The sequence below is a fragment of the Acidovorax sp. Leaf78 genome, from assembly GCF_001422735.1.
Lineage (GTDB): Bacteria > Pseudomonadota > Gammaproteobacteria > Burkholderiales > Burkholderiaceae_C > Acidovorax.
In genome coordinates this window covers 158,636-179,793 of sequence record NZ_LMLZ01000024.1, presented here as the reverse complement: position 1 = coordinate 179,793, position 21,158 = coordinate 158,636, and the positions used below count along the sequence as shown (strand labels likewise).

The following is a 21,158-nucleotide window of genomic DNA, read 5'->3' as shown; positions in this document are numbered from 1 at the left end:
CGTAAGTCGTTGATTTCAAAGGGGCGCGGCGGTCTGCGTTTTTTGCAGGCAATCCACCAAAAGCACGGCGCTTCAAGGGCTTGCGAGGCAAACACAGGGGATATCAACAAAGTTATCCACAGAAATTCTGGATTTCTTACAAATCCCCAGTCAAATCAAGCACTTGCAGGCCAAACCGCATAAAACGTCGAACATGCGCGGGGGCAGCTAGCACAAATTGGGGGCCGTTCCGGGGCTTGACGCCACATCGATGTTCGACTTATGCACACAAATCGTGATGCGGCGCAACATCGCGCAGTAGCCAGGCCATAGCACAGAAAATGCGCTCAAAAATCTTCAGATGATTGATTCATAAGGATTTTTTGCCGCTGCCAATTTTGTGGGCATTTTGTTCCGGGCCAGCATTCATGCGGCTTGGCGGGGTGTCGCAGCAGGATGTCAACAAAGTTATCCACAGAAACACGGGATTACTCCCTGCGCACATCAAATCAAGCACTTAGCCGCCAAACCTCTACATCGCCTGCACAAGCACCTGTAACTGTCCAAAGCCCGTGATCACCCCCTCCACCATCGTTCATGTTGCGCTGCACACGCCGTCCCACAGCGGCGTGGGGGACTTGCTCAGCTATGCCAGCGAGCGGCCCTTGCCGCCCGGCACGCTGGTGCGGGTGCCCCTGGGCAAGCGCGAGGTGCTGGGTGTGGTGTGGGATGCCCTGGATGCCACCGGCGAGCTGCCCGAAGGCGCGGCCATGCGCTCCGTTGCCGGGGTGCTGGAGGGCGTAGAGCCACTGAGCCTGCCCTGGCGCCGCCTGGTGGCCTTTGCGGCACGCTACTACCAGCGCGCCCTGGGCGAGGTGGCACTCGCAGCCCTGCCGCCGCAACTGCGCGACCTGCAGCCCGATCAACTGGCGCGGCGGCTGCGGCGCCCGCCCAAGGGCACGGCAGGCGGCGACGCTGCCAACGCTATTAAAACCATAGCGCTTACCGCAGAACAGGAAAGCGCCAGGGCCAGAATTTCATCCGAATCCGGCCCCTTCCTGCTGTTCGGCAGCACCGGCAGCGGCAAGACCGAGGTCTACCTGCGCTGCGTGCAGGAGGCGCTGGAGGCCGACCCCACCGCCCAGGCGCTGGTGATGGTGCCGGAGATCAACCTCACCCCGCAGCTCGAAGAGCGCTTCACCTCCCGCTTTGCGCCGCGCTTTGGCAGCCAGGCGGTGGTGTCGCTGCACAGCGGCATGACCAACCCGCAGCGCCTCAAGAGCTGGCTGGCCGCGCACAGCGGCGTTGCCCGCATCGTGCTGGGCACGCGCATGGCGGTGTTCGCCAGTTTGCCGGGCCTGAAGATCATCGTCGTGGACGAGGAGCATGACCCGAGCTACAAGCAGCAGGAAGGCGCCCGTTACTCGGCGCGCGACCTGGCCATCTGGCGCGGGCGCGAGCAAGGCGCCAAGGTGCTGCTGGGCTCGGCCACGCCGTCGCTCGAGACTTGGCACGCCAGCCGCCCGCCCACGGCGGAGGACCCCGAAGGCGGGCGCTACGTGCGCCTGGCCATGCCCAGCCGGATCGGCGCCGGCTTAGGGACAGATGGGGGCGCAGGCGCCCCGGCCCGGGTGCGCCGCGTGGACATGAACCAGCAGCCGCGGCGCGCCATCTTCAGCGCGCCGCTGCTGGCCGCCATCACTGAGCGCGTGGCGCGCGGGGAGCAGAGCATGGTGCTGCTCAACCGCCGGGGCTACGCGCCCGTGCTGCACTGCGCCGACTGCGGCTGGAAGAGCGACTGCCCGCACTGCAGCGCGCACCAGGTCTTTCACAAGGCTGACCGCACCCTGCGCTGCCACCACTGCGGCTACACGGTGCGCGTGCCCCGCGCCTGCCCCACCTGCGGCAGCCCGGACATCCATTCCATGGGCCGGGGCACCGAGCAGCTGGAAGAACAGCTCGGCGACCTGCTGTCCGAGGTGCTGCGGCCCGACCGCACCCCCGCCCGCATCGCCCGCATCGACGCCGACACCACCAAAGCCAAGGGCTCGCTCGAGGCGCAACTGGCGCAGGTGCATTCGGGCGAGGTGGATGTGCTGGTGGGCACGCAGATGATCGCCAAGGGACATGACTTTCGGCGCATCACGCTGGTGGCCGCGGTGCAGCCCGACGGGGCGCTGTTTTCGAGCGACTTCCGGGCGCCGGAGCGCCTGTTCGCACTGCTCATGCAGGCCGCCGGCCGCGCGGGGCGCGACGCAGCCTACATGGCCGCCCAGGGCACGCAGTGCGAAATGTGGGTGCAAAGCTTTCACCCGCAGCACCCGGTGTACGAGGCGCTGCGCACCCACGACTACCCGGCCTTTGCCGCCCAGCAGCTCCAGGAGCGCGAAGAAGCCGCCATGCCGCCGTTCGCCTTCCAGGCCCTGGTGCGCGCCGATGCCCGCACGCAGGAGGTCGCGCAGGGCTTTCTGACCGCCGCCACGGCTGCCGCCCATGCCGCCGCCCTGCCGGGGCTGGAGGCTGTGACGCTGTTCCCCCCGGTACCCCTGACCATCCAGCGCGTGGCCAACGTGGAGCGCGCCCAGATGCTCATGGAAAGCAGCAGCCGTGCTGCCCTGCAGCGCTTTCTGGCCGCGTGGCAGCCCGTGCTGCAGACCACGCGCAGCGCGCCGGAGCATAAGGGGCTGGTGCGCTGGCTGGTGGATGTGGACCCGCTGGTGATCTGATTGTTCATATTTTTATTTTGTTCACGTTTCATGTACATCAATTCATATTGAACAAAGCAGCGTGTTCAGCTATGCTGGACGTTCAATTTCCGTGAACAAATGCGAAATATGAACAACCAGACGACCCTGAGCGACGCCATCGCCGCACTCCAAACAGAAACAGGGGTGCGCATGGAGCGGGCTGCCATCCACCAGGTCAGGGAAGAAGCCCCCGGCGACGCAGCGCCCGACGCCTGGCTTGACGTGATCACGCCCCAGGCCCTGCCAGTCCGCTTTGCGGCCGAGATCAAGGCCGTCGACCGTTTCCACACACTGGGCACGCTCCAGGCCAGGGCCCGCCAGCGGCGCGAGCCGACGGTGCTGGTCGCACCGTTCGTCACCGCCGAGGCCGCCCGGCAATGCCGCAGCCTGGGCCTGAACTTCATCGATGCGGCAGGCAACGCCTACCTCGACGTACCGGGATGCTTCGTGTACGTGACCGGCAAGCCCCGCCCCGAGAGCGCGCGGCCTGTGGGGCGTTTCAAGTCACTCACACCAGCCGGGCTGCGCATCGTCTTTGCGCTGCTGACCCGCACAGGCCTTGCAGCCGCGACCTACCGCGACATCGCGACCGCCGCCGGCGTGGCGCTGGGCACCGTGGGGGACGTGCTGGCAGACTTGCAGGCGCGCGGGCACCTGGCGCCGACCGAGCCGCACCGCATGCTGGCGCCAGACGCACTGCAGGAAGAGTGGGCCACGCACTTTCCAGTCAAACTGCGGCCCCGTTTGAATGCGCGACGCTTTGCAGCGCCAGCGGCAGACTGGTGGAAAGGCGTGGACTTGCGCACACAACAGGCCGTGTGGGGTGGCGAAGTCGCGGCCTACCACCTGACCGGGTATCTCGACCCCGAGCAATTGACTATCTACACCGCCAAGCCCGAAGCGCTGATCCTGAAACACCGGTTGCGCCCCGACCCCACCGGCGCCATCGAAGTGCTCGACACCTTCTGGCCCCTGACCGAAGAGTCCGACGCTGCGAGCGCCACGGTGCCACCACTGCTCGTCTACGCAGACCTGATGGCCAGCGCCGACCCGCGCAACATCGACACCGCCCAGCGCATCCGAGCGCAGTATCTGGACACCGGCCGCGATGCTCAAGATATCGCCTGATCGCCCCATCGACCCGCTGCTGCGCGACATCCTGCAGCAGGCCAGCGCCGCAGCGCACAGCCTGGGCATCGACTTCTTCGTCGGCGGTGCGCTGGCCCGCGACCTGATGCTGTGGCACGTGCACGGCCAAAATACGGGTCGCGCCACACGCGATGTGGATCTGGGCCTGCACCTGACCGACTGGGCCGCCTTCAGCGCCATCAAGGACCGGTTGCTATCACAAGGCAGCTTCCACCCACAGCCTGGCGTGGCCCACCGGCTGATGTACCGCCCGGCAGACATGCCCCACGGCGTTCCGCTCGACCTGCTGCCCTTCGGCGCCGTGGCAAGCCCGCAGGCCACCATCGCCTGGCCGCCGGAGCATGCGGTGGTGATGAACGTCGCGGGCTTTGCCGAAGCGCACCGGGCCGCCGTCGAAGTGGAGCTGGACGGAGCCTTGGTGGTGCGCGTGGCTTCGCTGCCGTCGCTGGCGGTGCTCAAGCTGATCGCATGGCGCGACCGGCATTTGGACACCTCCAAGGACGCCACCGACTTTCTGCTGATCACACGCCGCTATGCAGAGGCGGGCAACATGGACCGCCTGTACGAGACCGGCACCGCCCTGCTGCAGGCCTGCGACTACGACCCCGACCTGGCAGGCGCCATGCTGCTGGGCCAGGACGCCGCTGCGGCCACAACGCAAGCGACCACCGCGCAGGCCGTGGCCGACATCCTGGACCGACGAGGACGCTGGCGCCAACTGCTGGACGACCAGCTGCAAAGAGCCCTGCAACTGGCGGGCACCATCCCTGAGCGCGGGCCGCACCCGCTGCGGCATGTCGATGCGTTCCTGCAAGGATTTCTGCAAAGCCAGGGCCCGGCGCCGGATTGACCAACGCTCCGGCAGACACGCATCGCCAGCGTTGTGCGACGGCCCCCCGACTGCCTACACTGGGGGCCTCCCCACACAGACCAGAGACATCGATGGACCACACCGATACGTTCACCCGCGCCCTGGCCGATGAAGGCTTCGAGCCCCCAGTCACCGTCACACGCGAGCCCGATGGCAGGCTGGACGACCACACGCACCCGTTCGAGGCCAAGGCGCTCATCCTGTCGGGCGAGATCCGCATCGTGACCGCAGGGTCGGACCGGCTGTACGGCGTGGGCGATGTGTTCCACCTGCGGGCGCACGAGCCGCATTCGGAGTTTTACGGCACTGCCGGGGTGAGCTACCTGGTCGGGCGCAAGCCAGTACTGCCCTGATGGGAGGGCACGCGAAGGCAACCAAGACGTACAGGCATCGACGGATGCTGGGCCAGAAGGGGCCCCTTCATTCACAGATCGAACAACGTCCAAGCGTATCGTTCTGCGCTACCGCCAGTAGCCCCGAGCTGGCCGGGCCCTGAAAGCCCGCGGCTTTGGCGCATTGGCCGCCACACTCCAGGGCACCACCACAGTACATACTCCGAACGACCTTCGCCGCCGGCCCCCATGAAGCTCTACACCACCCTTCTGCCCCCTCTGTGGACCACCATCGCCGTCGCAGTGGCCACCCTGGCGACCAACTGGATCTGGGCATCGTGGTTCCTGAAAGCCAAGGGCACCGGTCTCGCGGTGCTGCTGATCTACAGCATCTTCGGGTGGCCGCTGATGTTGGCAGTGATCTATCTGGCCCTCGGATATTCCCTCAGATTGTGCGAAGGCCTGTCATGGCTTCGCATGGCCATCGTGCTGGCAGCGATCGGTGCGGGCTGGGCTGTGTACGGTATGCCTGGTCCGTGGAACCTGCTGCTGTGCATCGCCCTCACCATCCCCGTGGCTTTGCAGTCCAGGCGCACCGCGCAGGACGATGCCGACCTGGAGCACCTGTAGATGGCCGTCAAGGAGAAGCCGCCCTGGGGCCTGCTGGACAATTTTTCGGCGCCACTGTGGGAGCGGCTCGGCCTGACAGGCACTCGGCCTCAATGGATCGTGAAGGGGCAGCACCGAGGCTACGACTGGATGGCCATCGAGCTGGACCACCAGCCCACGGGAATGTTCCAGAGCACCTACGTCACCACCACGGTGTTTGTAGTCTGGCTACCGCGCCAGTCCGACGACTGGTACCTGCCCGGCAGCCACATCACTCCCGACAAACAGGTATGCGTCGACGACACCTGTGTCTACGCCGCCGCCCTGGGCCAGCAACCCCGTATGCGCACATGGATCCAATGGCTGGACCTGGCGGTGGATACGGCCGAAGAAGTGATCAGCACCGAAGGCATGCGCCGCGACGAAAGCCCTGAGCAGAAGGCCGAGCGGGCCGACGATGCCAGCTGGAACACCCTTGATGTGAACCTGGTCCTTTTCTGCCTGGTAGCGATGGCGGTTTTCAGCTTTCTGAACGCGATGATGCTGTGGGAGGCCTACGGCGACTGGCAACGCCACGGCGCAGTCATCCGATGCCATCCGACGGTTCCGATCGGCACCTATCTTCAAGGCTGGAAGGCCGTGGCATATACCGCGTCGCTGGCAGCGCCCATGCTGATCGTGCTCAAGGCGGTGTACACCAGTGTCACGCGCATCTACAGGCCGGATTTTTTCGTTGACCTCTTTTTGGAAGGATTGGTCTGGGTAGGGGCCATGTATGCGATGCACCACGCACGCGAGGCGCTGGTTGCATCGGTAAGCCAGGCCTGCAAAGCCTATTGATAGAAAAATCTGCCCCTCCCGCTCACCCCGCCTTGCAAGCAGCTATACAAACAATAGCATTCAGGTCAGTAGCGCCACCGCAGCCGAAAAGCTGAGAAACGCCAGCGCCGTCGACACCAAGATGATCCGCGCCACGCGCCCGTTGTTGGCGCCGAACTTCTCGGCCAGCAGCGAGACATTGCTGGCGCTGGGCAGCGCGGCCAGCAGCACCAGCACCGAGAGCGCGAACGGCGTGAGCGGCACGCCCAGCGCGATGGCCGCCGTGCCCACAGCCCACACCAGCAGCGGGTGGATCAGCAGCTTGGCCAGCGCCAGGGGCACGTAGTCGCGCGGGGGCACCTGTTCGTGCTGGTTCATCTGCGAGCGCGCCAGCACCGCGCCGATGGTGAACAGCGCCACGGGCGAGGCCGCGTCGGCCAGCATGGCGATGGTCTTGTCCACCGGGCCAGGCAACTGAAAGTGCAAGGCCGAGGCCAGCGCGCCCAATGCGATCGACCAAGGCATGGGGTTGGTCGCCATGCCCTTGAACGCACTGCGCAGCGCCACGCCCACACCATGGGTACCGGCACCATCCAGACGCGACAGCGCGATGCACAGCGAGCTGGTAACGACCATGTCCACCACGATGGTCACGATGGCCGGGCCCGCACTCTGCGCGCCCAGCAGCGCCACCAGGAGCGGCACGCCCATGAAGCCGGTGTTCGGAAAGGCGGCCACCAGCGCGCCGAAGGCCGCGTCGTTCCAGCCGATGTGCGCCTTGCGCGTGAGCGCCACCGAGGCCCCCACCATGACCAGCGCGCACAGCACGTACACGCCCGCCACGGCGGGGTCGAGCAACTGGCCGATGGGCGTGCTGGCGCCAAAGCGGTACAACATGCAGGGCAGCGCGAAGTACAGCACGAAGGCGTTGAGCCCCGGTATGGCCGGCTGCGGCAGCACGCCGCGCCGCGCGGCCAGGTAGCCGCACAGCACCAGTGCGAAGAAGGGGAAGGTGATGAGAAGGACGGAGAGCACGGGGGATATTGTCCGTGCAGCGCCGCGCGGCCGTGCCGGGCGCCCGCGCGGTGGTCAGCGCAAAGTCAGGCGGGTGCCATCACGCGCGGCGAATGCGAAAGCAGCTTGAGAGCGGATCACAAAGCTCAGCGAAGCGGTTCTGGCCAGGCGCTGCGTCGCAGGCAGTACGAGTAGTACGACAAGACGCGGCAACACCGCCAGCAGAGTTTTGTGAGCCGCTCTCACTGCTTGCGCTGGATGATCAGGTTGCGCTTGGCGTCCTCGGGGTAGGCAAACGTGATGGCGCCGTTCTTGACCATGCCGATCACCAGCATGTTGCGCGTGATCGCATCCTTGTCCTGCAGACTGAAGGGCTTGTCGTAGGTGGCGACCACGCCGTAGTAGGTCTTCATCTTGCCCTCCAGCGAATCCTTGACTGCCTGGCCCGACAGGTTGCCGTCGCGGATACCGAGGAACGAATACATCAGCAAATAGGTGGCGTCGTACGCGTTGGCCGCTGCCATGGGCACCGCCACCTTGCCCTGGTACTTGCGGGTGTAGCTCGACAGGAACGAGGCCCGGCGCTCGTTGCTGGGCTCGGCGATGAAGGTCTGCACCATGAGCGCGCCCTCGGCGGCGTCCTTGGCGCCTTCGAGGAAGAACGGGAACGACAGCGGCCAGGCGCCCACCTGGGGCACCTTCCAGCCCATGGCCTTCTTGCCGTTGGCGATCGTCGCGTTCTCCGGCCCTACCGTGTAGCTGTAGACCACGTTCGCGCCCGCGGCGCGGGCGGCCGTGAGCTCGGCCGTGAGGTCCTTCACGCCCAGGTCGAACCGCGCCACATGCACGGGCTTGAGGTTCTTGGCGGCCAGCGCGGCCACCACGTCGTTGTAGCCGCCCTCGCCGTAGCCGGTCTTGTCGGCAAAGATGGCCACCTTGTCCCAGCCGCGCTTGACGATGTCGTCCACCATGAAGGGCGCCTGCAGCGCGTCGCGGGCCTGTACGCGGAAGATGTAGCTGTCGGCCGCCGGGTACTTGGTCGTCACCGCCGTGCCGGTGGAGCACGGCACGATGAGGGGGCTTTTGGCGTCCTGGAACAGGTCGATGGCCTTCATCGCCACGCCGGTGTTGCAAAAGCCGATGGTGGCGACGACCTTCTCGGCCAGCAGCTCCTGCGACACCTTGCGGCCCTGGTCGGGGTTGGCGGCGTCGTCCTTCACCACCAGCTCCAGCGGCCGGCCCAGGTAGCCGCCCACCGCGTTGATCTCGTCCACCGCCAGCTTGATGCCGTTGAGCATGGGCACGCCAAAGTCCGCCGACGGCCCGGTGAACGGCCCGACCACGCCGATGCGCACGGCTGCGTTGTTGCCGGACTGGGCCCGCGCAGGCTGTGCCAGGAAGGCCCCCGCCAGCAGGGTGCCCGCGGCCATCAGGTACAGGGCGCTGGTGCGCGTACGCAGAGACAGGGACGGGAACAGGGACGCAGGGGTCGATGCAGAGGGGGTCATGGTGTGGGGCTCGTGATCTGATCGGTGGGTGGAGCTGCCGCGCCAGTATCAAAGTGTGTGCATGCGCGCCCTAGCGGGGTTTCCCGCAGCCCGCGGGCCTGGCGGGGCCGGGCGCAGCTGCCCGTCAGGGCCGTGTCAGCCGCGGCGGTGGCCCCGCCCTCCCGGGACGGCCGGTATCATTGCGGCCCTGGCCTGCGCATTGCGAGGCCCAGCCCCGCGGCGGCCCCCGTGCCCCCTTCTCCTGGTTTTTCTTCGCCCCCCTCCCTCCCCATGTCGTTCGGTCTCAATCTCGCCCAGCTTCAGGCTGTCCACTACACCGATGGCGCGTGCCTGGTGCTGGCCGGTGCGGGCTCCGGCAAGACGCGGGTGATCACCCAGAAAATCGCCCACATGATCGAAAAAGGCATGGAGCCCAAGCGCATCGCGGCCATCACCTTCACGAACAAGGCGGCGTCCGAAATGCGCGAGCGTGCGCAGCACCTCATCGGCAAGCGGGCCAAGGAGGTGCTGGTGTGCACCTTCCACGCCCTCGGGGTGCGCATGGTGCGCGAGGACGGCAGCGTGCTGGGCTTGAAGCCCCAGTTCAGCATCCTGGATGCCGACGACGTGACGGGCATCCTGAAGGAAGCCTCGGGCGGCACCACTGACATGGCCACGGCGCGCCAGTGGCAGTGGGTCATCAGCAAGTGGAAGAACATGGGCCTCACGTCGGAAGAGGCGCTGGCCCAGGCGGCGGACGACAACGAGCGCATCATCGCCACGCTGATGGCGCGCTACGAGGAGCGCCTGGCCGCCTACCAGAGCGTGGACTTCGACGACCTGATCGGCATGCCGCTGCGCCTGCTGCGCGACTTCCCCGAAGTGCGCGCCAAGTGGCAGGCACTGCTCAGCCATGTGCTGGTCGATGAATACCAGGACACCAACGCCACGCAGTACGAGCTCTTGAAGCTGCTGGTGGGCGAGCGCGGCCACTTCACAGCCGTGGGCGACGACGACCAGTCCATCTACGGCTGGCGCGGCGCCACGCTCGACAACCTGAAAAAGCTGCCGGTGGACTTTCCGCAGCTCAAGGTCATCAAGCTGGAGCAGAACTACCGCTCCACCAGCGCCATCCTGCGCGCGGCCAACAATGTGATCGGGCCCAACCCCAAGCTCTTCCCCAAGACGCTGTTCAGCGAACTGGGCGAGGGCGAGCCCGTGCGCGTGGTGGACGCCGACAACGAAGAGCACGAAGCCGACCGCGCCGTGGCCCGCATCCAGAGCCTGCGCGCGGCCAGCAACCCGCCGCCGGACTGGAAGAATTTTGCGCTGCTGTACCGCGCCAACCACCAGGCCAAGCCGTTCGAAAAAGCGCTGCGCAAGGCCAACATTCCGTACAAGGTGTCGGGCGGCACGAGCTTTTTCGACCGCGCGGAAATCAAGGACCTGTGTGCCTGGTTTCGCCTGTGGATCAACAACGACGACGACCCGGCGTTCTTGCGCTGCATCACCAGCCCCAAGCGCGGCATCGGCCACACCACGCTGGCCGCTCTGGGCGCGTTTGCCACGCAGCACAAGCAAAGCATGTTCGGCGCACTGTTCAACGGCATGCTGCCCGCCGCAGTGCCCAAGCGCGCCATGGACGGGCTGCACGAGTTCGGCCGGTACATCAACTACCTGGAGTACAGTGCGCGCCGCGTGCATGGGGCCGAAGACTCGCGCACGTTCCTGAACGAGTGGCTCAAGGAAATCGGCTACGAGCAGCACCTGTACGACAACGAAGACAGCGAGAAGGTGGCGGCCGCGCGCTGGAGCAACGTGATGGAGTTCTGCGACTGGATGGCCCAGCGCGCAGGCGGCCAGATCGACGACACCGCCGGCGCCGTGGTGGCCAAGGAAACCAAGAGCCTGCTGGAGGTGTCGCAGACCATCGCGCTGCTGTCCACCATCAGCGAGCGCGAGAAGGACCAGGACATGGTCACGCTGTCGACCCTGCACGCCAGCAAGGGGCTGGAGTGGCCGCACGTGGTGCTGGTGGGCGTGACCGAGGGCATGCTGCCGTTCAAGCTCGACGACGACGAAGGCCGCCAGCAAAAGGTGAGCGACGACACCCTGCAGCGCCTGCAGGAAGAGCGCCGCCTGATGTACGTGGGCATCACCCGCGCCCAGCGCACGCTGGCCGTCAGCTGGACCAAGAAGCGCAAGAAGGGCCGCGAGATGGTGTCGGCCCAGCCCAGCCGGTTCATCGCCGAAATGGGCCTGGACAAGACCACCGTGCGCGAAGACCCGCGCGAAAAGCTCAAGGCCCTGCGCGCCGAATTTGCGGCCAAGAAGGCCCTGGCGGACAGCACGCCGCCCGTGTCCTGAAAGGCCCCGCAGCGAAGCGAGCCCTCACCGCAGCGCCGTTGCGGTACCGCCACACACCGGCAGACTGGCGCCGGGTGCTTTGCTTTTGATAGCTATCAGCGCTTATCCTACAAGCGCCAGGAGCCGGTACCACCCACAATCCAGCCCGGCCCGCCCGGCTGCTGTGGACAGGAACACGGCACCCGCGAGGCCGCTGGCACGCATCGGACACCTGGGAAAAGCACCCGCCACACCGCCACCAGACTTGGCCATTGACCACCGCTAGCGAAAGGCGGGAGGTTCGGGAGCGGAGGGCAGAAGGTGCGACGTGGGGGGTGCGGCACAAGATGCTGTGTACGGGGCTGGCACAGGACGTGCGTGGTACCGTACAGCGCAGAAACAGCGGCAGTGGCGGCGGCAATTGGAATTGCAATTGGAATTGCAGCGGCACGCAGCACGGACCTCTTCAGGTAGCCATGCAGGCAGCGATGCAGGCGGATGGCCCGGGAACCCGCGCTGTCGCGGACATGAATGAATCGATCAACGGCACTTGCACTGGTGCCACCCGGACAGGCTGGGTGGCGGTGGAAGTTGCGGCAAGGAAACAAGCGGACCATGGAACACAGCGCACACCCCTCCCCCGGCTCCAGCAGCCCTCTGCGCGGCGCTTGGCGTTCTGCGCCGGCACGCACCGTGGCCCCGGGACAGACCGCTGCCGCAGCACCCGGCCGCTGGGCACTGCACCGCACTGCGGCGCTGGTGATTGCCACGCTGGCACCGGCCGGCGCAGTTTGGGCCCAGGCCGCGCCCGCAGCAGCCCCCGCGGCGGCAGGTGCCGATGCTGGCTGGCGCCGCTGCGCCGCGCTGTCGACCGACAACCAGGCGCGCCTGGCCTGCTTCGACCAGTTGTCGGCCGAGCAGACCTGGAAGGCGCCCGGCGCCTCGGCAGGTGCTGCAGGCGCGGCCACCGATGCCGCCGCCGTGCCACCCCCCGTGGACAGCACGCTGCCCGCCACCCGCATCATCGACGTGGCCAAGACCGACGGCTGCCGCGACGCGCAGTACAGCGACCTGTCGCGTTTTTGGGAGCTGGAGTCGGGCACCGACTGCGGCACCTTCCGCTTCCGCGGCTACCGCCCGATCACGCTGTCGGTGGTGGCTGGCAGCAACGTCAACCGCCAGCCCACGTCGGACGCGGCAGACCACTCGGCCACCGAGTCCACCCCCTACCGCCGCGCCGAGAACCGCATCCAGCTGTCGGTGCGCACCAAGGTCGCGCAGGGCCTGCTCACGCAGGGCCACCCCACGCTCAAGGATTCGGTGTGGTTCGGCTACACCCAGCAGTCGTACTGGCAGCTGTTCACGCCCGAGATCTCGCGCCCCTTCCGCGCCACCGACCACGAACCCGAAGTCATGTACGTCTACCCCACCACGGCCGAGCTGCCGTTCGGCTGGAAGTGGCGCTACAGCGGCGTCGGGCTGGTGCACCAGTCCAACGGCCAGAGCAAGCCCCTGTCGCGCAGCTGGAACCGCGTGTACATGATGACGGGCCTGGAGCTGTCCAACAGTGTGAGCGTGAACGCCCGCATCTGGAAGCGCATTCCTGAAAGCTCGGGCAGCGACGACAACCCCGGCATTGCCGACTACATCGGCCGCGGCGAGCTGTCGGCGTTCTGGAACGTCAACAAGGACAACACGCTGTCCGCCACCGTGCGCCATTCGCTGTCCAGCACCGACCGCGGCTCCGTGCGCGTGGAATGGCTGCAGGCCGTGGGCTCGACCCTGGGCGGCAAGAGCAACCTGCGCCTGCACACCGCACTGTTCAGCGGCTACGGCGACAGCATGATCGACTACAACCGCAAGCGCACCGTGTTCAGCGTGGGTGTGAGCTTGGTGGACTTTTAATTCCCCCTGAGTCGCCTTCGGCGCCTTCCCCCTGAGGGGGACGCCACCCGTGGCCTGGCAAAGCCAGTTCCACGGTGGCGCTGGCTTGGGCAGCGCCAGTATCAGGCGCTGCGCCGCTCGTGCGGGCTGGCTTTCCTTGGCAACGGCATGGGTTGCGCAGCTGACCGGCGAGACCCATCACAACTCGTTACCAGAACTCTCTCAAGTTTTGCGCCATGCTGCCGGCGCGCCGCCACAATCGCACGCGCACCGACGCTGGCATGGTGGCCGCCGCAGCCTGCGATAAGGGCGGCTTTTCAGCCGTTTTACTGGGCACTGCCCTGCGTGTGCACCCTCGAAAATGCCGACAGAGAGGAACACCCATGGACATGCAATACCAGCTCAAGGCAGGCAGCTACTACCTGTACGACATGCGCGACACGCCAAGTACCGTCACGGGTGAGCGCAGGTTCAAACTCAAGACCGACACTGTCGCCATTGCGTTCGATGTGCACACGGGCGAGGTGCACCAGCACGGCAGCCCCACGCGCATCCAGTCCTGGGCCAACAACACCCGCCGCCGCCTGCGCGCAGCGGGTGCCCAAGAGGCCGCCAACGACATCGTCGTGGTGTCCGGCCCGCTGCCGGTGGACGAGCTCAACAAGTGTTTGTGGATCAGCGGTTATTGCCGCCGCATGTTCACCCGGCTGGCCACGCTGCCGCACGGCAAGCTGCAGCGGCCTTCGGAGCCGTTTCGCAAGGCAGCCTGACGCGGCACGCCGCGGGGTAACGCGGCCTTCTTTGCCAAACTGAAGCCATCCCAGGGCCGCAGCACGCGGCCCTTGCTGTTTCTGCCAGGCGCTTCCGCCCGGCCTGCAAAGCCATCAGGCCTGTGCGTCTTCCACCAGATCACCGTCCACCGTTTCCAGCACGTCGGCATGCTTGACGATGGTCACGGGTACGGGGCTCGCGTTGGCAACTTGCTGCGACACCGAGCCGAGCAACGCCGTGGTGATCGCGCCCTGCCCCTTGGCGCCAATGACGACCATGTGGCAGCCCGAGCGCTCGATCATGTCGACGAGCGTGTGGGCCACGTCGCCCACACCGATGTCGGTTTCGTACGGCACGCCGGCGGCATCGAGCAAAGTGCGCGCCGACGCCATCAGGTGCTCGCCCGCCTCCAGGCTGGCCGCGGCGATGAGGTCGGGGTCGCGCGTGGTCACCAGCTCGTACAGCGTGGCGGGCTCCTGTACGTTGGCCAGCACCACGCTGGCCTGGAGGCCCTGCCTCACCAGCGCCAGCGCATGGTGAACGCCATCCAGAGCGAGTTCCGAGCCATCCACGGCGATGAGGATCTTGAGCATGAAGGTCTCCTTTGAGCGGGTTGTCCGCGTGTTACGGATCAGTGTAGCCACGCACCGCGCCAGCGCCAGCCCTTGTCCCTGCGTGCCGATGGGGCGTCTGCCACCCGATGGAAGCCCCCTGAAAACGCCGTGGGCCGTGGCGGCCGCCGGGCAACCGTAGATCGCCGCAGGCCGTCTGGGACAATACGGCCCATCATGCTGCAGTTTGACCTTCTCAAGACCGACCCCTCCAGCCACGCACGCCGTGGCACGCTCACGCTCAACCATGGCGTGGTGCAGACCCCCATCTTCATGCCTGTGGGCACCTATGGCACCGTCAAGGGTGTGATGCCGCGCAGCCTGCACGACATGGGTGCGCAGATCATTCTGGGCAACACCTTCCACCTGTGGATGCGCCCGGGCCTCGACGTGATGCAGAGCTTCGGCGGGCTGCACGGGTTCGAGAAATGGGACAAGCCCATCCTCACCGACTCGGGCGGCTTTCAGGTGTGGAGTCTGGGCGCCATGCGCAAGATCACCGAAGAGGGCGTGACGTTCGCCAGCCCGGTCAACGGCGACAAGCTCTTCATGTCGCCCGAGGTGAGCATGCAGATCCAGACCACGCTCAACTCCGACATCGTGATGCAGCTCGACGAGTGCACGCCGTACGAGACCAAGGGCCACCTCACCACCGAGGCCGAAGCCCGCAAGAGCATGGAGATGAGCCTGCGCTGGGCCCAGCGCAGCCACGACGAGTTCCATCGCCTGAACAACCCCAACGCACTCTTCGGCATCGTGCAGGGCGGCATGTTCAAGCACCTGCGCCAGGAGTCGCTGGAGCGCCTGGTCGAGATGGACTTCCCCGGCTACGCCGTGGGCGGCGTGAGCGTGGGCGAGCCCAAGGACGAGATGCTGGACATCATGGCCCACACGCCGCACCGCCTGCCCGCGCACAAGCCCCGCTACCTGATGGGCGTGGGCACGCCCGAAGACCTGGTGCAGGGCGTGGCCGACGGCGTGGACATGTTCGACTGCGTGATGCCCACGCGCAATGCGCGCAACGGCACCATCTTCACGCGGTATGGCGACCTCAAGATCCGCAACGCGCGCCACAAGGCAGACCACCAGCCCCTGGACACCAGCTGCACCTGCTACGCCTGCGCGGGCATGTCGGGCGTGTCGTGGGAAGACGGTGGCCGACAGGGCTTCAGCCGCGCCTACCTGCACCACCTGGACCGCTGCGGTGAAATGCTCGGCCCCATGCTCACCACCGTGCACAACCTGCACTACTACCTGAACCTCATGACCGAAGTGCGCGAGTCGCTGGACGCCGGCGCCTTTGCGCAGTTCCGCGCGCAGTTCAAGGCCGAGCGCGCGCGCGGCGTCTGACGCCCTCGTTCAGCAACCCCACCGGCACCCACCATGGCACAACTCCACAAGCTCGCGGCACTCTCCCGCCCCTTCGGCCGCAGCAACCGTGCCGCGTTGTGCGCGCTCCTGGCGGTGGTGGTGGCTGCCAGCGGCTGCGCCACGCGCATCGGCCGCGATGCGGACAACGGCCTGCCCACGCTGCAGCTGCAAAACAGCAGCCTCCTCACCCCCGCGAATGGAGGGCAGTCCATCAGCGCGCAGGATTTGCGGGCCGGAGACATCATTCTGTCGGCCACCAACGGCATCAACTCGCTGGGCATCCGCGCCATCACGCTGTCGCCCGTGAGCCATGCGGCGCTCTATCTCGGTGACGACCGGATCATCGAAGCGGTGGGCTCGGGCGTGCGCATGCGCAGCACGGCCGAGTTCGTGGCCGATGAAGCCACCATCGTCGCCTTTCGCCACCCGGGCGTGACCGACGAGCACGCCACGGCGATGCGCTCCTTTGCGCAGGCGCAGGACGGCAAGAAGTACAACACCACGGGCATCGTGCTGCAGGCCCCCTTCACCCTGCAGCGCAAGTACTGCGAGCTGCCGCTCGTGCCGGGCAGCGTGCGCGACGCCTGCATCCGCGGCATCGCTGCCATCCAGCTGGGCGCGGCCCGCAACGACCGCTTCTTTTGTTCGCAGCTGGTGCTGGAGGCCTACCGCGCCGCCCAGCTGCCGCTGACCGACGCCTCGGCACTGCTAATCAGCCCCGCCGATCTGCTGCACATGCGCGAGGGCGACGTGCCGTCGGTGCAGATCAAGCAGGCCCTGCAGTACGTAGGGCACCTCAAGGGCGGCCAACCAGCCACCGACGTGGCAGCCGCCGGGCAACCCTTGCCCTGAGGAATCGCGGCGTCAGCCGCCCACGTGCATGGTGAACAGCGCGCCGTTCGACAGGCGGCACGACCCCATGCCCAGCGTGGACGAGTTCATCGAATACTGGCAACTGAGGTAGCTGCCCCGGCTGCCCGCGCCACTGGCGAGCCCTTCGCGGGACGACCCGGCCTTGCGCGTGGCCTCGCCCATGAACGATTCCCCCAGAATGTTGGCCTGAAAAGTGCCCCGGCCATGCAGATCGTTGGTGACCACCGCGTGCACCACGCCCAGCGCGGTTGCCTGGTCGTTGGCGGGGTACAGGCGCACCGCCAGCGTGACAGGCGCAGGCGCAGGTGGCGCGGGGACCTGCACCATCACGGGCGCCGGCACCGGCTGGATGGGTGCCACGTAGCACCCGCTGAGGGCCGCCACGGCAGCGGACAGGGCCAGGCCCGTCACGGCGCGTTGGCGGATCGAAGGCAAAGAAAGCAAGCCCATAAGGCTCCTTGAGACACAAGCACATGCTCGTGGCGCCGATGATTGGCGCACTGCGCTGCATGCCAGCGGCATTTCGGGGGCGGTGGCATGGCACGGGTCTGGCGGTATCGTTGGCGGATACTTCAGCTGCCCGCGGCAACCAAGAGAATCACAAACCGGAGTCACCAGAGCCGCTGCGCCCACAGCGGTATGCTGCTGCGCAAACGCAGTCCATGAGTGTGCGGGGCTTTCACGCCCATCACGCCGGGGGGCAAACCCACCACCGGGCACATCAACCATAGCGACCAGGGACCGGCTCACCTGGCGCTGGAGGCCAACATCATTTCAAACCTGCTGCACCAATTGCTTCGCTGGCCCGGCCGCATGGTGGCCGGCCTCGTCAGCGGCCTGCTGGCGCTCGTGATCCTGTTCGAGGAATGGGGCTGGGTGCCGCTGCAACACCTGCTGGCACGCATCGGGCGCTGGCCGGGGCTGCGCTGGATCGAGGGCTGGGTACGGTCCCGGCCGCCCTGGGCGGCGGTGGCGCTGTTCGCACTGCCCACTGCCTTGCTGCTGCCCGTGAAGCTGCTGGCACTGTTGGCCATGGGGCAAGGGCACGTGGTGCTGGGCATGCTGGTGATTGCGCTGGCCAAGGTGGTGGGGACGGCCGTGGTGGCGCGTTTGTTCACCCTCACCCAGCCCGCGCTGATGCAGCTGCGCTGGTTTGCCTGGGCCTACACCCACTGGATGGGCTTCAAGCACCGAGTGCTGGAGCGCGCCCGTGCGTCGTGGGCCTGGCGCGTGGCGCGCGTGCTGCGGCGCCACTGGATGCAGCGCTGGCGCAGACGCTAGCCGCCGCCGCGCACCATCCGCGCGAAGGCCTGCCGCACCTGGCTGGCTTGCACATTGCCGCGTGCTTGGCAGCGCACCTAGCACAGCAAGACGACCGCCTGCAGACCCTCCACACTGACGTTACATATTGTTGGAGAATGTCAACAGAAGTTTCTGATAGGTGCGAAGAAATGGTCTGTAAGCCTGCTGACAGAGACAATCGAGTGGACGCCGTCGTCCTGCCGCGCCCCCCCATTTCCACGCATGTTCCGCACCCTTGCCCCCGCCCGGCCCCTGTCACCGGCGCTTGTCTGGTCCGGCCTGGGACTGCTGGTTTTCGGCGCCTGCCTGGTGGGCATCTTCGCGCGGCCCATCGGCTTTTTGTCGGCCTTCTGGCCGGCCAATGCACTGCTGCTGGGCCTGCTGGTGCGCTACCCCACCCTGGCACGGCCCCCCGCCTGGATTGCCGCCGGGCTGGGCTATGTGGCGGCCGACCTGCTCACGGGTAGCCAGTGGGGCATGGCGCTGTGGCTCAATGCGGCCAATTTGCTCAGCGCCACGGCGGGCTGGCTGGTACTGCGCCGGCTGGACGAGAACACCCTGCGCCTGCGGCGCACGGTATCGGCCTTGTACCTCCTGCTGGCCGCCCTGACGGCCAGTGCCGTGGGCGCGCTTGCAGGCTGCGGCGCCGCACCGGTGTACTTCAACGCGCCGTGGTCCGACCTGCTGTCGCTGTGGTTCAGCACCGAGCTCATGAACTACATGCTGATCGTGCCCGTGGTGCTGGCCGCCCCGCGCGCCGACGACCCCGCGCCGCTGGTGCCTGCGGCCACCGCAGCACAGGGCACCACGTGGACATCGATGTTCTGGCGCGTGGCGCCCGTCAGCTCGCTGCTGCTGGCCGAAGGCGTCCGCACCGTGATCGGCGGGCCCGGCATGCTGGCTTTTGTCGTGCCCGGGCTGCTGTGGTGCGCCCTGAGCTACAGCACCTTCACCGCCAGCCTGCTGTCGCTGGTGGTGTGCCTGTGGACCATGGCGGGCGTGGCCACCGGGGTGCTCAACTTCACGCCGGCCCATGCGGGCGACGTGTTCTCGCTGCGCGTGGGCGTGACGCTGCTGGCACTGGGGCCGCTGGCCGTGGCCTGCGCCAGCGCCGCCCGGGCACAAGCGCTGCGCCGCATGGACCACGCCAAACGCCACGACGACCTGACCGGCGTGCTGGCGCGCCGCGCACTGCTCAAGCAGGGCGACCCGCTGGTGGCGCGCCACCAGCGCGGCTGCGCCGGCGCAGCGGTGATGATGCTGGACGTGGACCATTTCAAGCAGGTCAACGACCAGAACGGGCATAGCGCGGGCGACCAGTTGCTCATCGGCATCACCAAGATCATGGCCACCGCGTTGCGCCCCGAGGACCTGCTGGGCCGCATGGGCGGGCAGGAGTTCGCCGCAGTGCTGCCCGGCGTGTCCCCCGCCGAGGCACACGCCATCGCCGAGCGCCTGCGCATCGCCGTGGAGCAAGAGCCTTTCGCCACGGGCCAGGGATCACCGCAGCACGCCACGGTGAGCATCGGGCTGGTGCACAGCGCCACCCTGGGTGGAGATGCCGACCTGGAAGTGCTGCTGCTGGCCGCCGACACCGCGCTGTACCGGGCCAAGGCCGAGGGGCGCAACCGGGTGGTGGTGGGGTAGGGACGGCTCCCCCCTGAGCCGCTGCGCGGCTTCCCCCTGAGGGGGACGCACCCAGTGGCCCGGCGGAGCCGGTTCCACGGGTGCTCTGGCTTAGAGCGTGCCTATTCCCAGGCCTGGGGCACCAAACATTTGCGGGGAGCCCCGGTATTGGCGCATCGTTCTTCCAACCACAACCCTCCAACCTCTCCGCACTCGAAGTAGCGTCGCCGCTACCTCCGCCACCTCACTCCTGCGCCAGCTTGACCCCTGCCCCGCTGCCGCAGGCATGGCAGAACCTGGCAAACGCGCTCTTGCGTGTGGTGCAAGTGCCGCAGTGGTCGAACAGGCCGATGCCGCAGTGCGGACAAAAGTCGATTTTCTCGTTCTTCAGGTCCACCGGCCGCTCGCAGCCGGGGCACACGCTTTTGGCCAGGCGGGCCAGGGCGAGGTCGTAGCTCAGTTCCTTGCGGCGCTCCTGGTCGGGCAGGGCCTCGGCCTGCTTCTGGCGCTCCAGGTAGCGGTTGAGCGCCAGGATGGCGTAGCGCCCCACCAGCGCCGTGACGCCGATGCCCACCACGTAGCGCACATAGCCGCCGTAGCTCGGCAAGTAGGGCACCAGCTCCACGAAGAACGCGAACAGCGCGAAGAAGATGAAGCCCCACACGAACGGCCAGTACGTGCCCTTGCGCTTCTTCAAGAACAGCCAGCCCGCAATCACCAGCAGCGGCAAGGTGAGCGCCAATCGGTACAGAAACACGCGCAAGTCGACCTTGCGGCGCTCGGCCTCGAGCTTCACGTAGCCCTCGGCCTCCAGGGTGTTCAGGCGCTCCTGCGTGGCCGCAGCGGCTTGGCGCGCATCCAGCGCAGCCTGCTGCTGCCGCTCCACGGCGTGCTGCGTGGTGCGTTCTGCGAGCTTGAGCCCATCGAGCGCCTGGGTGCGGGCGATGACCTCGGGGTCCTGGTCGGCGCGCTGCGTGGCGGAGCGGGTGGCGAGCCAGTTGTTGAACGTCTCGCGCGCGGCCTGGGTCTCGCTGCGGGCCTTGCTGCGCTGCAGCTGCGCCTGCTCCAGCGCGGTCTGCGCATCCTGCTCGGCTTGGCGCGCCTCCTTGACCTGCGCGCGCAGCTTCTCGGCGGCGGCGCGGTCGAGGAAGTCGTCCACCTGCAGCGGCGTCTCGACCTTGGGCAGGTCGCCCACGATGGTGCCGCCCAGCCCGATGAGGAAGCTGGCGAACACCACCGCCACCAGCCACAGGCCGCGGCGAAACCACTTCTCCGATAGTCGCAGGGATTTGCTCATGGTCGTTTGCTCCTCACGGGTGCCTGAAGCGTAACGCTTCTGTTTTGATAGCTGCCAGCGCTTGACCATC

The 21,158-nt window shown here is 67.1% G+C and carries 18 protein-coding genes; 13 read left to right on the top strand and 5 right to left on the bottom strand.

What is annotated here, in order from left to right:
* Positions 1 to 551: 551 nt before the first annotated feature.
* From priA to ASF16_RS22935, 6 genes are all read left to right on the top strand, one after another.
* On the top strand, positions 552 to 2,705 hold the full coding sequence (priA, locus tag ASF16_RS22960; protein WP_156372202.1) for a primosomal protein N': 2,154 nt from the start codon (positions 552 to 554) through the stop codon (positions 2,703 to 2,705).
* 108 nt (positions 2,706 to 2,813) lie between these two features.
* Entirely contained in the window at positions 2,814 to 3,854 is a 1,041-nt protein-coding gene (locus tag ASF16_RS22955; RefSeq protein ID WP_056172705.1) for a type IV toxin-antitoxin system AbiEi family antitoxin, read from the top strand.
* The gene (locus tag ASF16_RS22950) at positions 3,835 to 4,725 is read left to right on the top strand and encodes a nucleotidyl transferase AbiEii/AbiGii toxin family protein (protein WP_056172703.1); all 891 of its coding nucleotides are present in this window, start codon (positions 3,835 to 3,837) and stop codon (positions 4,723 to 4,725) included. The genes ASF16_RS22955 and ASF16_RS22950 overlap by 20 nt, the downstream gene beginning before the upstream one ends.
* Before the next feature lie 92 nt (positions 4,726 to 4,817).
* Positions 4,818 to 5,099 carry a cupin domain-containing protein gene (locus tag ASF16_RS22945; RefSeq protein WP_056172701.1) on the top strand — a complete coding sequence of 94 codons (282 nt, stop codon included), beginning with the start codon at positions 4,818 to 4,820 and terminating at the stop codon, positions 5,097 to 5,099.
* A 228-nt stretch (positions 5,100 to 5,327) separates the two neighbouring features.
* A complete protein-coding gene (locus ASF16_RS22940) occupies positions 5,328 to 5,708 on the top strand; it encodes a hypothetical protein (RefSeq protein ID WP_056172699.1) in 381 nt (126 codons plus the stop codon).
* Positions 5,709 to 6,527, top strand: a complete 819-nt coding sequence (locus ASF16_RS22935; RefSeq protein ID WP_056172696.1) for a hypothetical protein — start codon at positions 5,709 to 5,711, stop codon at positions 6,525 to 6,527.
* Between the two features lie 60 nt (positions 6,528 to 6,587).
* On the opposite strand, the gene ASF16_RS22930 is transcribed toward ASF16_RS22935, so the two are convergent.
* Positions 6,588 to 7,541 carry an AEC family transporter gene (locus tag ASF16_RS22930; protein ID WP_056172695.1) on the bottom strand — a complete coding sequence of 318 codons (954 nt, stop codon included), beginning with the start codon at positions 7,539 to 7,541 and terminating at the stop codon, positions 6,588 to 6,590.
* Positions 7,542 to 7,762: 221 nt separating this feature from the next.
* A complete protein-coding gene (locus tag ASF16_RS22925; RefSeq protein ID WP_156372209.1) occupies positions 7,763 to 8,950 on the bottom strand; it encodes an ABC transporter substrate-binding protein in 1,188 nt (395 codons plus the stop codon).
* Between the two features lie 348 nt (positions 8,951 to 9,298).
* Between ASF16_RS22925 and ASF16_RS22920 the strand changes: the two genes are divergently transcribed.
* From ASF16_RS22920 to ASF16_RS22910, 3 genes are all read left to right on the top strand, one after another.
* Positions 9,299 to 11,374: an ATP-dependent helicase gene (locus ASF16_RS22920; RefSeq protein WP_056172685.1), complete on the top strand. Its 2,076-nt coding sequence runs from the start codon at positions 9,299 to 9,301 to the stop codon at positions 11,372 to 11,374.
* Positions 11,375 to 11,968: 594 nt separating this feature from the next.
* Positions 11,969 to 13,258 (top strand): phospholipase A, encoded by a 1,290-nt coding sequence (locus ASF16_RS22915; protein WP_200926962.1) that lies wholly within the window; start codon positions 11,969 to 11,971, stop codon positions 13,256 to 13,258.
* A gap of 362 nt (positions 13,259 to 13,620) precedes the next feature.
* The gene (locus tag ASF16_RS22910) at positions 13,621 to 14,007 is read left to right on the top strand and encodes a hypothetical protein (RefSeq protein ID WP_056172682.1); all 387 of its coding nucleotides are present in this window, start codon (positions 13,621 to 13,623) and stop codon (positions 14,005 to 14,007) included.
* 114 nt (positions 14,008 to 14,121) lie between these two features.
* On the opposite strand, the gene ASF16_RS22905 is transcribed toward ASF16_RS22910, so the two are convergent.
* Positions 14,122 to 14,601, bottom strand: a complete 480-nt coding sequence (locus ASF16_RS22905; RefSeq protein ID WP_056172679.1) for a universal stress protein — start codon at positions 14,599 to 14,601, stop codon at positions 14,122 to 14,124.
* A 195-nt stretch (positions 14,602 to 14,796) separates the two neighbouring features.
* Here ASF16_RS22905 and tgt point away from each other — a divergent pair, with 195 nt between their 5' ends.
* Together tgt and ASF16_RS22895 are read left to right on the top strand one after the other, a co-directional pair.
* Positions 14,797 to 15,969 carry a tRNA guanosine(34) transglycosylase Tgt gene (gene tgt / locus ASF16_RS22900; RefSeq protein ID WP_056172676.1) on the top strand — a complete coding sequence of 391 codons (1,173 nt, stop codon included), beginning with the start codon at positions 14,797 to 14,799 and terminating at the stop codon, positions 15,967 to 15,969.
* A 33-nt stretch (positions 15,970 to 16,002) separates the two neighbouring features.
* Positions 16,003 to 16,842, top strand: coding sequence for a YiiX/YebB-like N1pC/P60 family cysteine hydrolase (locus tag ASF16_RS22895; protein ID WP_056172674.1), 840 nt, complete (start codon positions 16,003 to 16,005; stop codon positions 16,840 to 16,842).
* 12 nt (positions 16,843 to 16,854) lie between these two features.
* Here ASF16_RS22895 and ASF16_RS22890 read toward each other — a convergent pair whose 3' ends face one another.
* Positions 16,855 to 17,313, bottom strand: a complete 459-nt coding sequence (locus ASF16_RS22890; protein ID WP_056172671.1) for a hypothetical protein — start codon at positions 17,311 to 17,313, stop codon at positions 16,855 to 16,857.
* A gap of 216 nt (positions 17,314 to 17,529) precedes the next feature.
* Between ASF16_RS22890 and ASF16_RS26910 the strand changes: the two genes are divergently transcribed.
* Entirely contained in the window at positions 17,530 to 18,144 is a 615-nt protein-coding gene (locus ASF16_RS26910; RefSeq protein WP_235507491.1) for a hypothetical protein, read from the top strand.
* 243 nt (positions 18,145 to 18,387) lie between these two features.
* Complete coding sequence (locus ASF16_RS22880; RefSeq protein WP_056172668.1) at positions 18,388 to 19,812, top strand: diguanylate cyclase; 1,425 nt, start codon at positions 18,388 to 18,390, stop codon at positions 19,810 to 19,812.
* Positions 19,813 to 20,035: 223 nt separating this feature from the next.
* Here the strand turns inward: ASF16_RS22880 and ASF16_RS22875 are convergent, their stop codons facing one another.
* Entirely contained in the window at positions 20,036 to 21,088 is a 1,053-nt protein-coding gene (locus tag ASF16_RS22875) for a zinc ribbon domain-containing protein (protein WP_056172665.1), read from the bottom strand.
* Between the last annotated feature and the right edge of the window lie 70 nt (positions 21,089 to 21,158).

Excerpts from the sequence above, each read along its gene's own strand:
- ASF16_RS22955 (WP_056172705.1), top strand. The coding sequence starts at position 2,814 with ATGAACAACCAGACGACCCTGAGCGACGCCATCGCCGCACTCCAAACA.
- ASF16_RS22950 (WP_056172703.1), top strand. The coding sequence starts at position 3,835 with ATGCTCAAGATATCGCCTGATCGCCCCATCGACCCGCTGCTGCGCGAC.
- ASF16_RS22945 (WP_056172701.1), top strand. The coding sequence starts at position 4,818 with ATGGACCACACCGATACGTTCACCCGCGCCCTGGCCGATGAAGGCTTC.
- ASF16_RS22940 (WP_056172699.1), top strand. The coding sequence starts at position 5,328 with ATGAAGCTCTACACCACCCTTCTGCCCCCTCTGTGGACCACCATCGCC.
- ASF16_RS22935 (WP_056172696.1), top strand. The coding sequence starts at position 5,709 with ATGGCCGTCAAGGAGAAGCCGCCCTGGGGCCTGCTGGACAATTTTTCG.
- ASF16_RS22925 (WP_156372209.1), bottom strand. The coding sequence starts at position 8,950 with ATGGCCGCGGGCACCCTGCTGGCGGGGGCCTTCCTGGCACAGCCTGCG.
- ASF16_RS22920 (WP_056172685.1), top strand. The coding sequence starts at position 9,299 with ATGTCGTTCGGTCTCAATCTCGCCCAGCTTCAGGCTGTCCACTACACC.
- ASF16_RS22915 (WP_200926962.1), top strand. The coding sequence starts at position 11,969 with ATGGAACACAGCGCACACCCCTCCCCCGGCTCCAGCAGCCCTCTGCGC.
- ASF16_RS22910 (WP_056172682.1), top strand. The coding sequence starts at position 13,621 with ATGGACATGCAATACCAGCTCAAGGCAGGCAGCTACTACCTGTACGAC.
- ASF16_RS22905 (WP_056172679.1), bottom strand. The coding sequence starts at position 14,601 with ATGCTCAAGATCCTCATCGCCGTGGATGGCTCGGAACTCGCTCTGGAT.
- tgt (WP_056172676.1), top strand. The coding sequence starts at position 14,797 with ATGCTGCAGTTTGACCTTCTCAAGACCGACCCCTCCAGCCACGCACGC.
- ASF16_RS22895 (WP_056172674.1), top strand. The coding sequence starts at position 16,003 with ATGGCACAACTCCACAAGCTCGCGGCACTCTCCCGCCCCTTCGGCCGC.
- ASF16_RS22890 (WP_056172671.1), bottom strand. The coding sequence starts at position 17,313 with ATGGGCTTGCTTTCTTTGCCTTCGATCCGCCAACGCGCCGTGACGGGC.
- ASF16_RS22880 (WP_056172668.1), top strand. The coding sequence starts at position 18,388 with ATGTTCCGCACCCTTGCCCCCGCCCGGCCCCTGTCACCGGCGCTTGTC.
- ASF16_RS22875 (WP_056172665.1), bottom strand. The coding sequence starts at position 21,088 with ATGAGCAAATCCCTGCGACTATCGGAGAAGTGGTTTCGCCGCGGCCTG.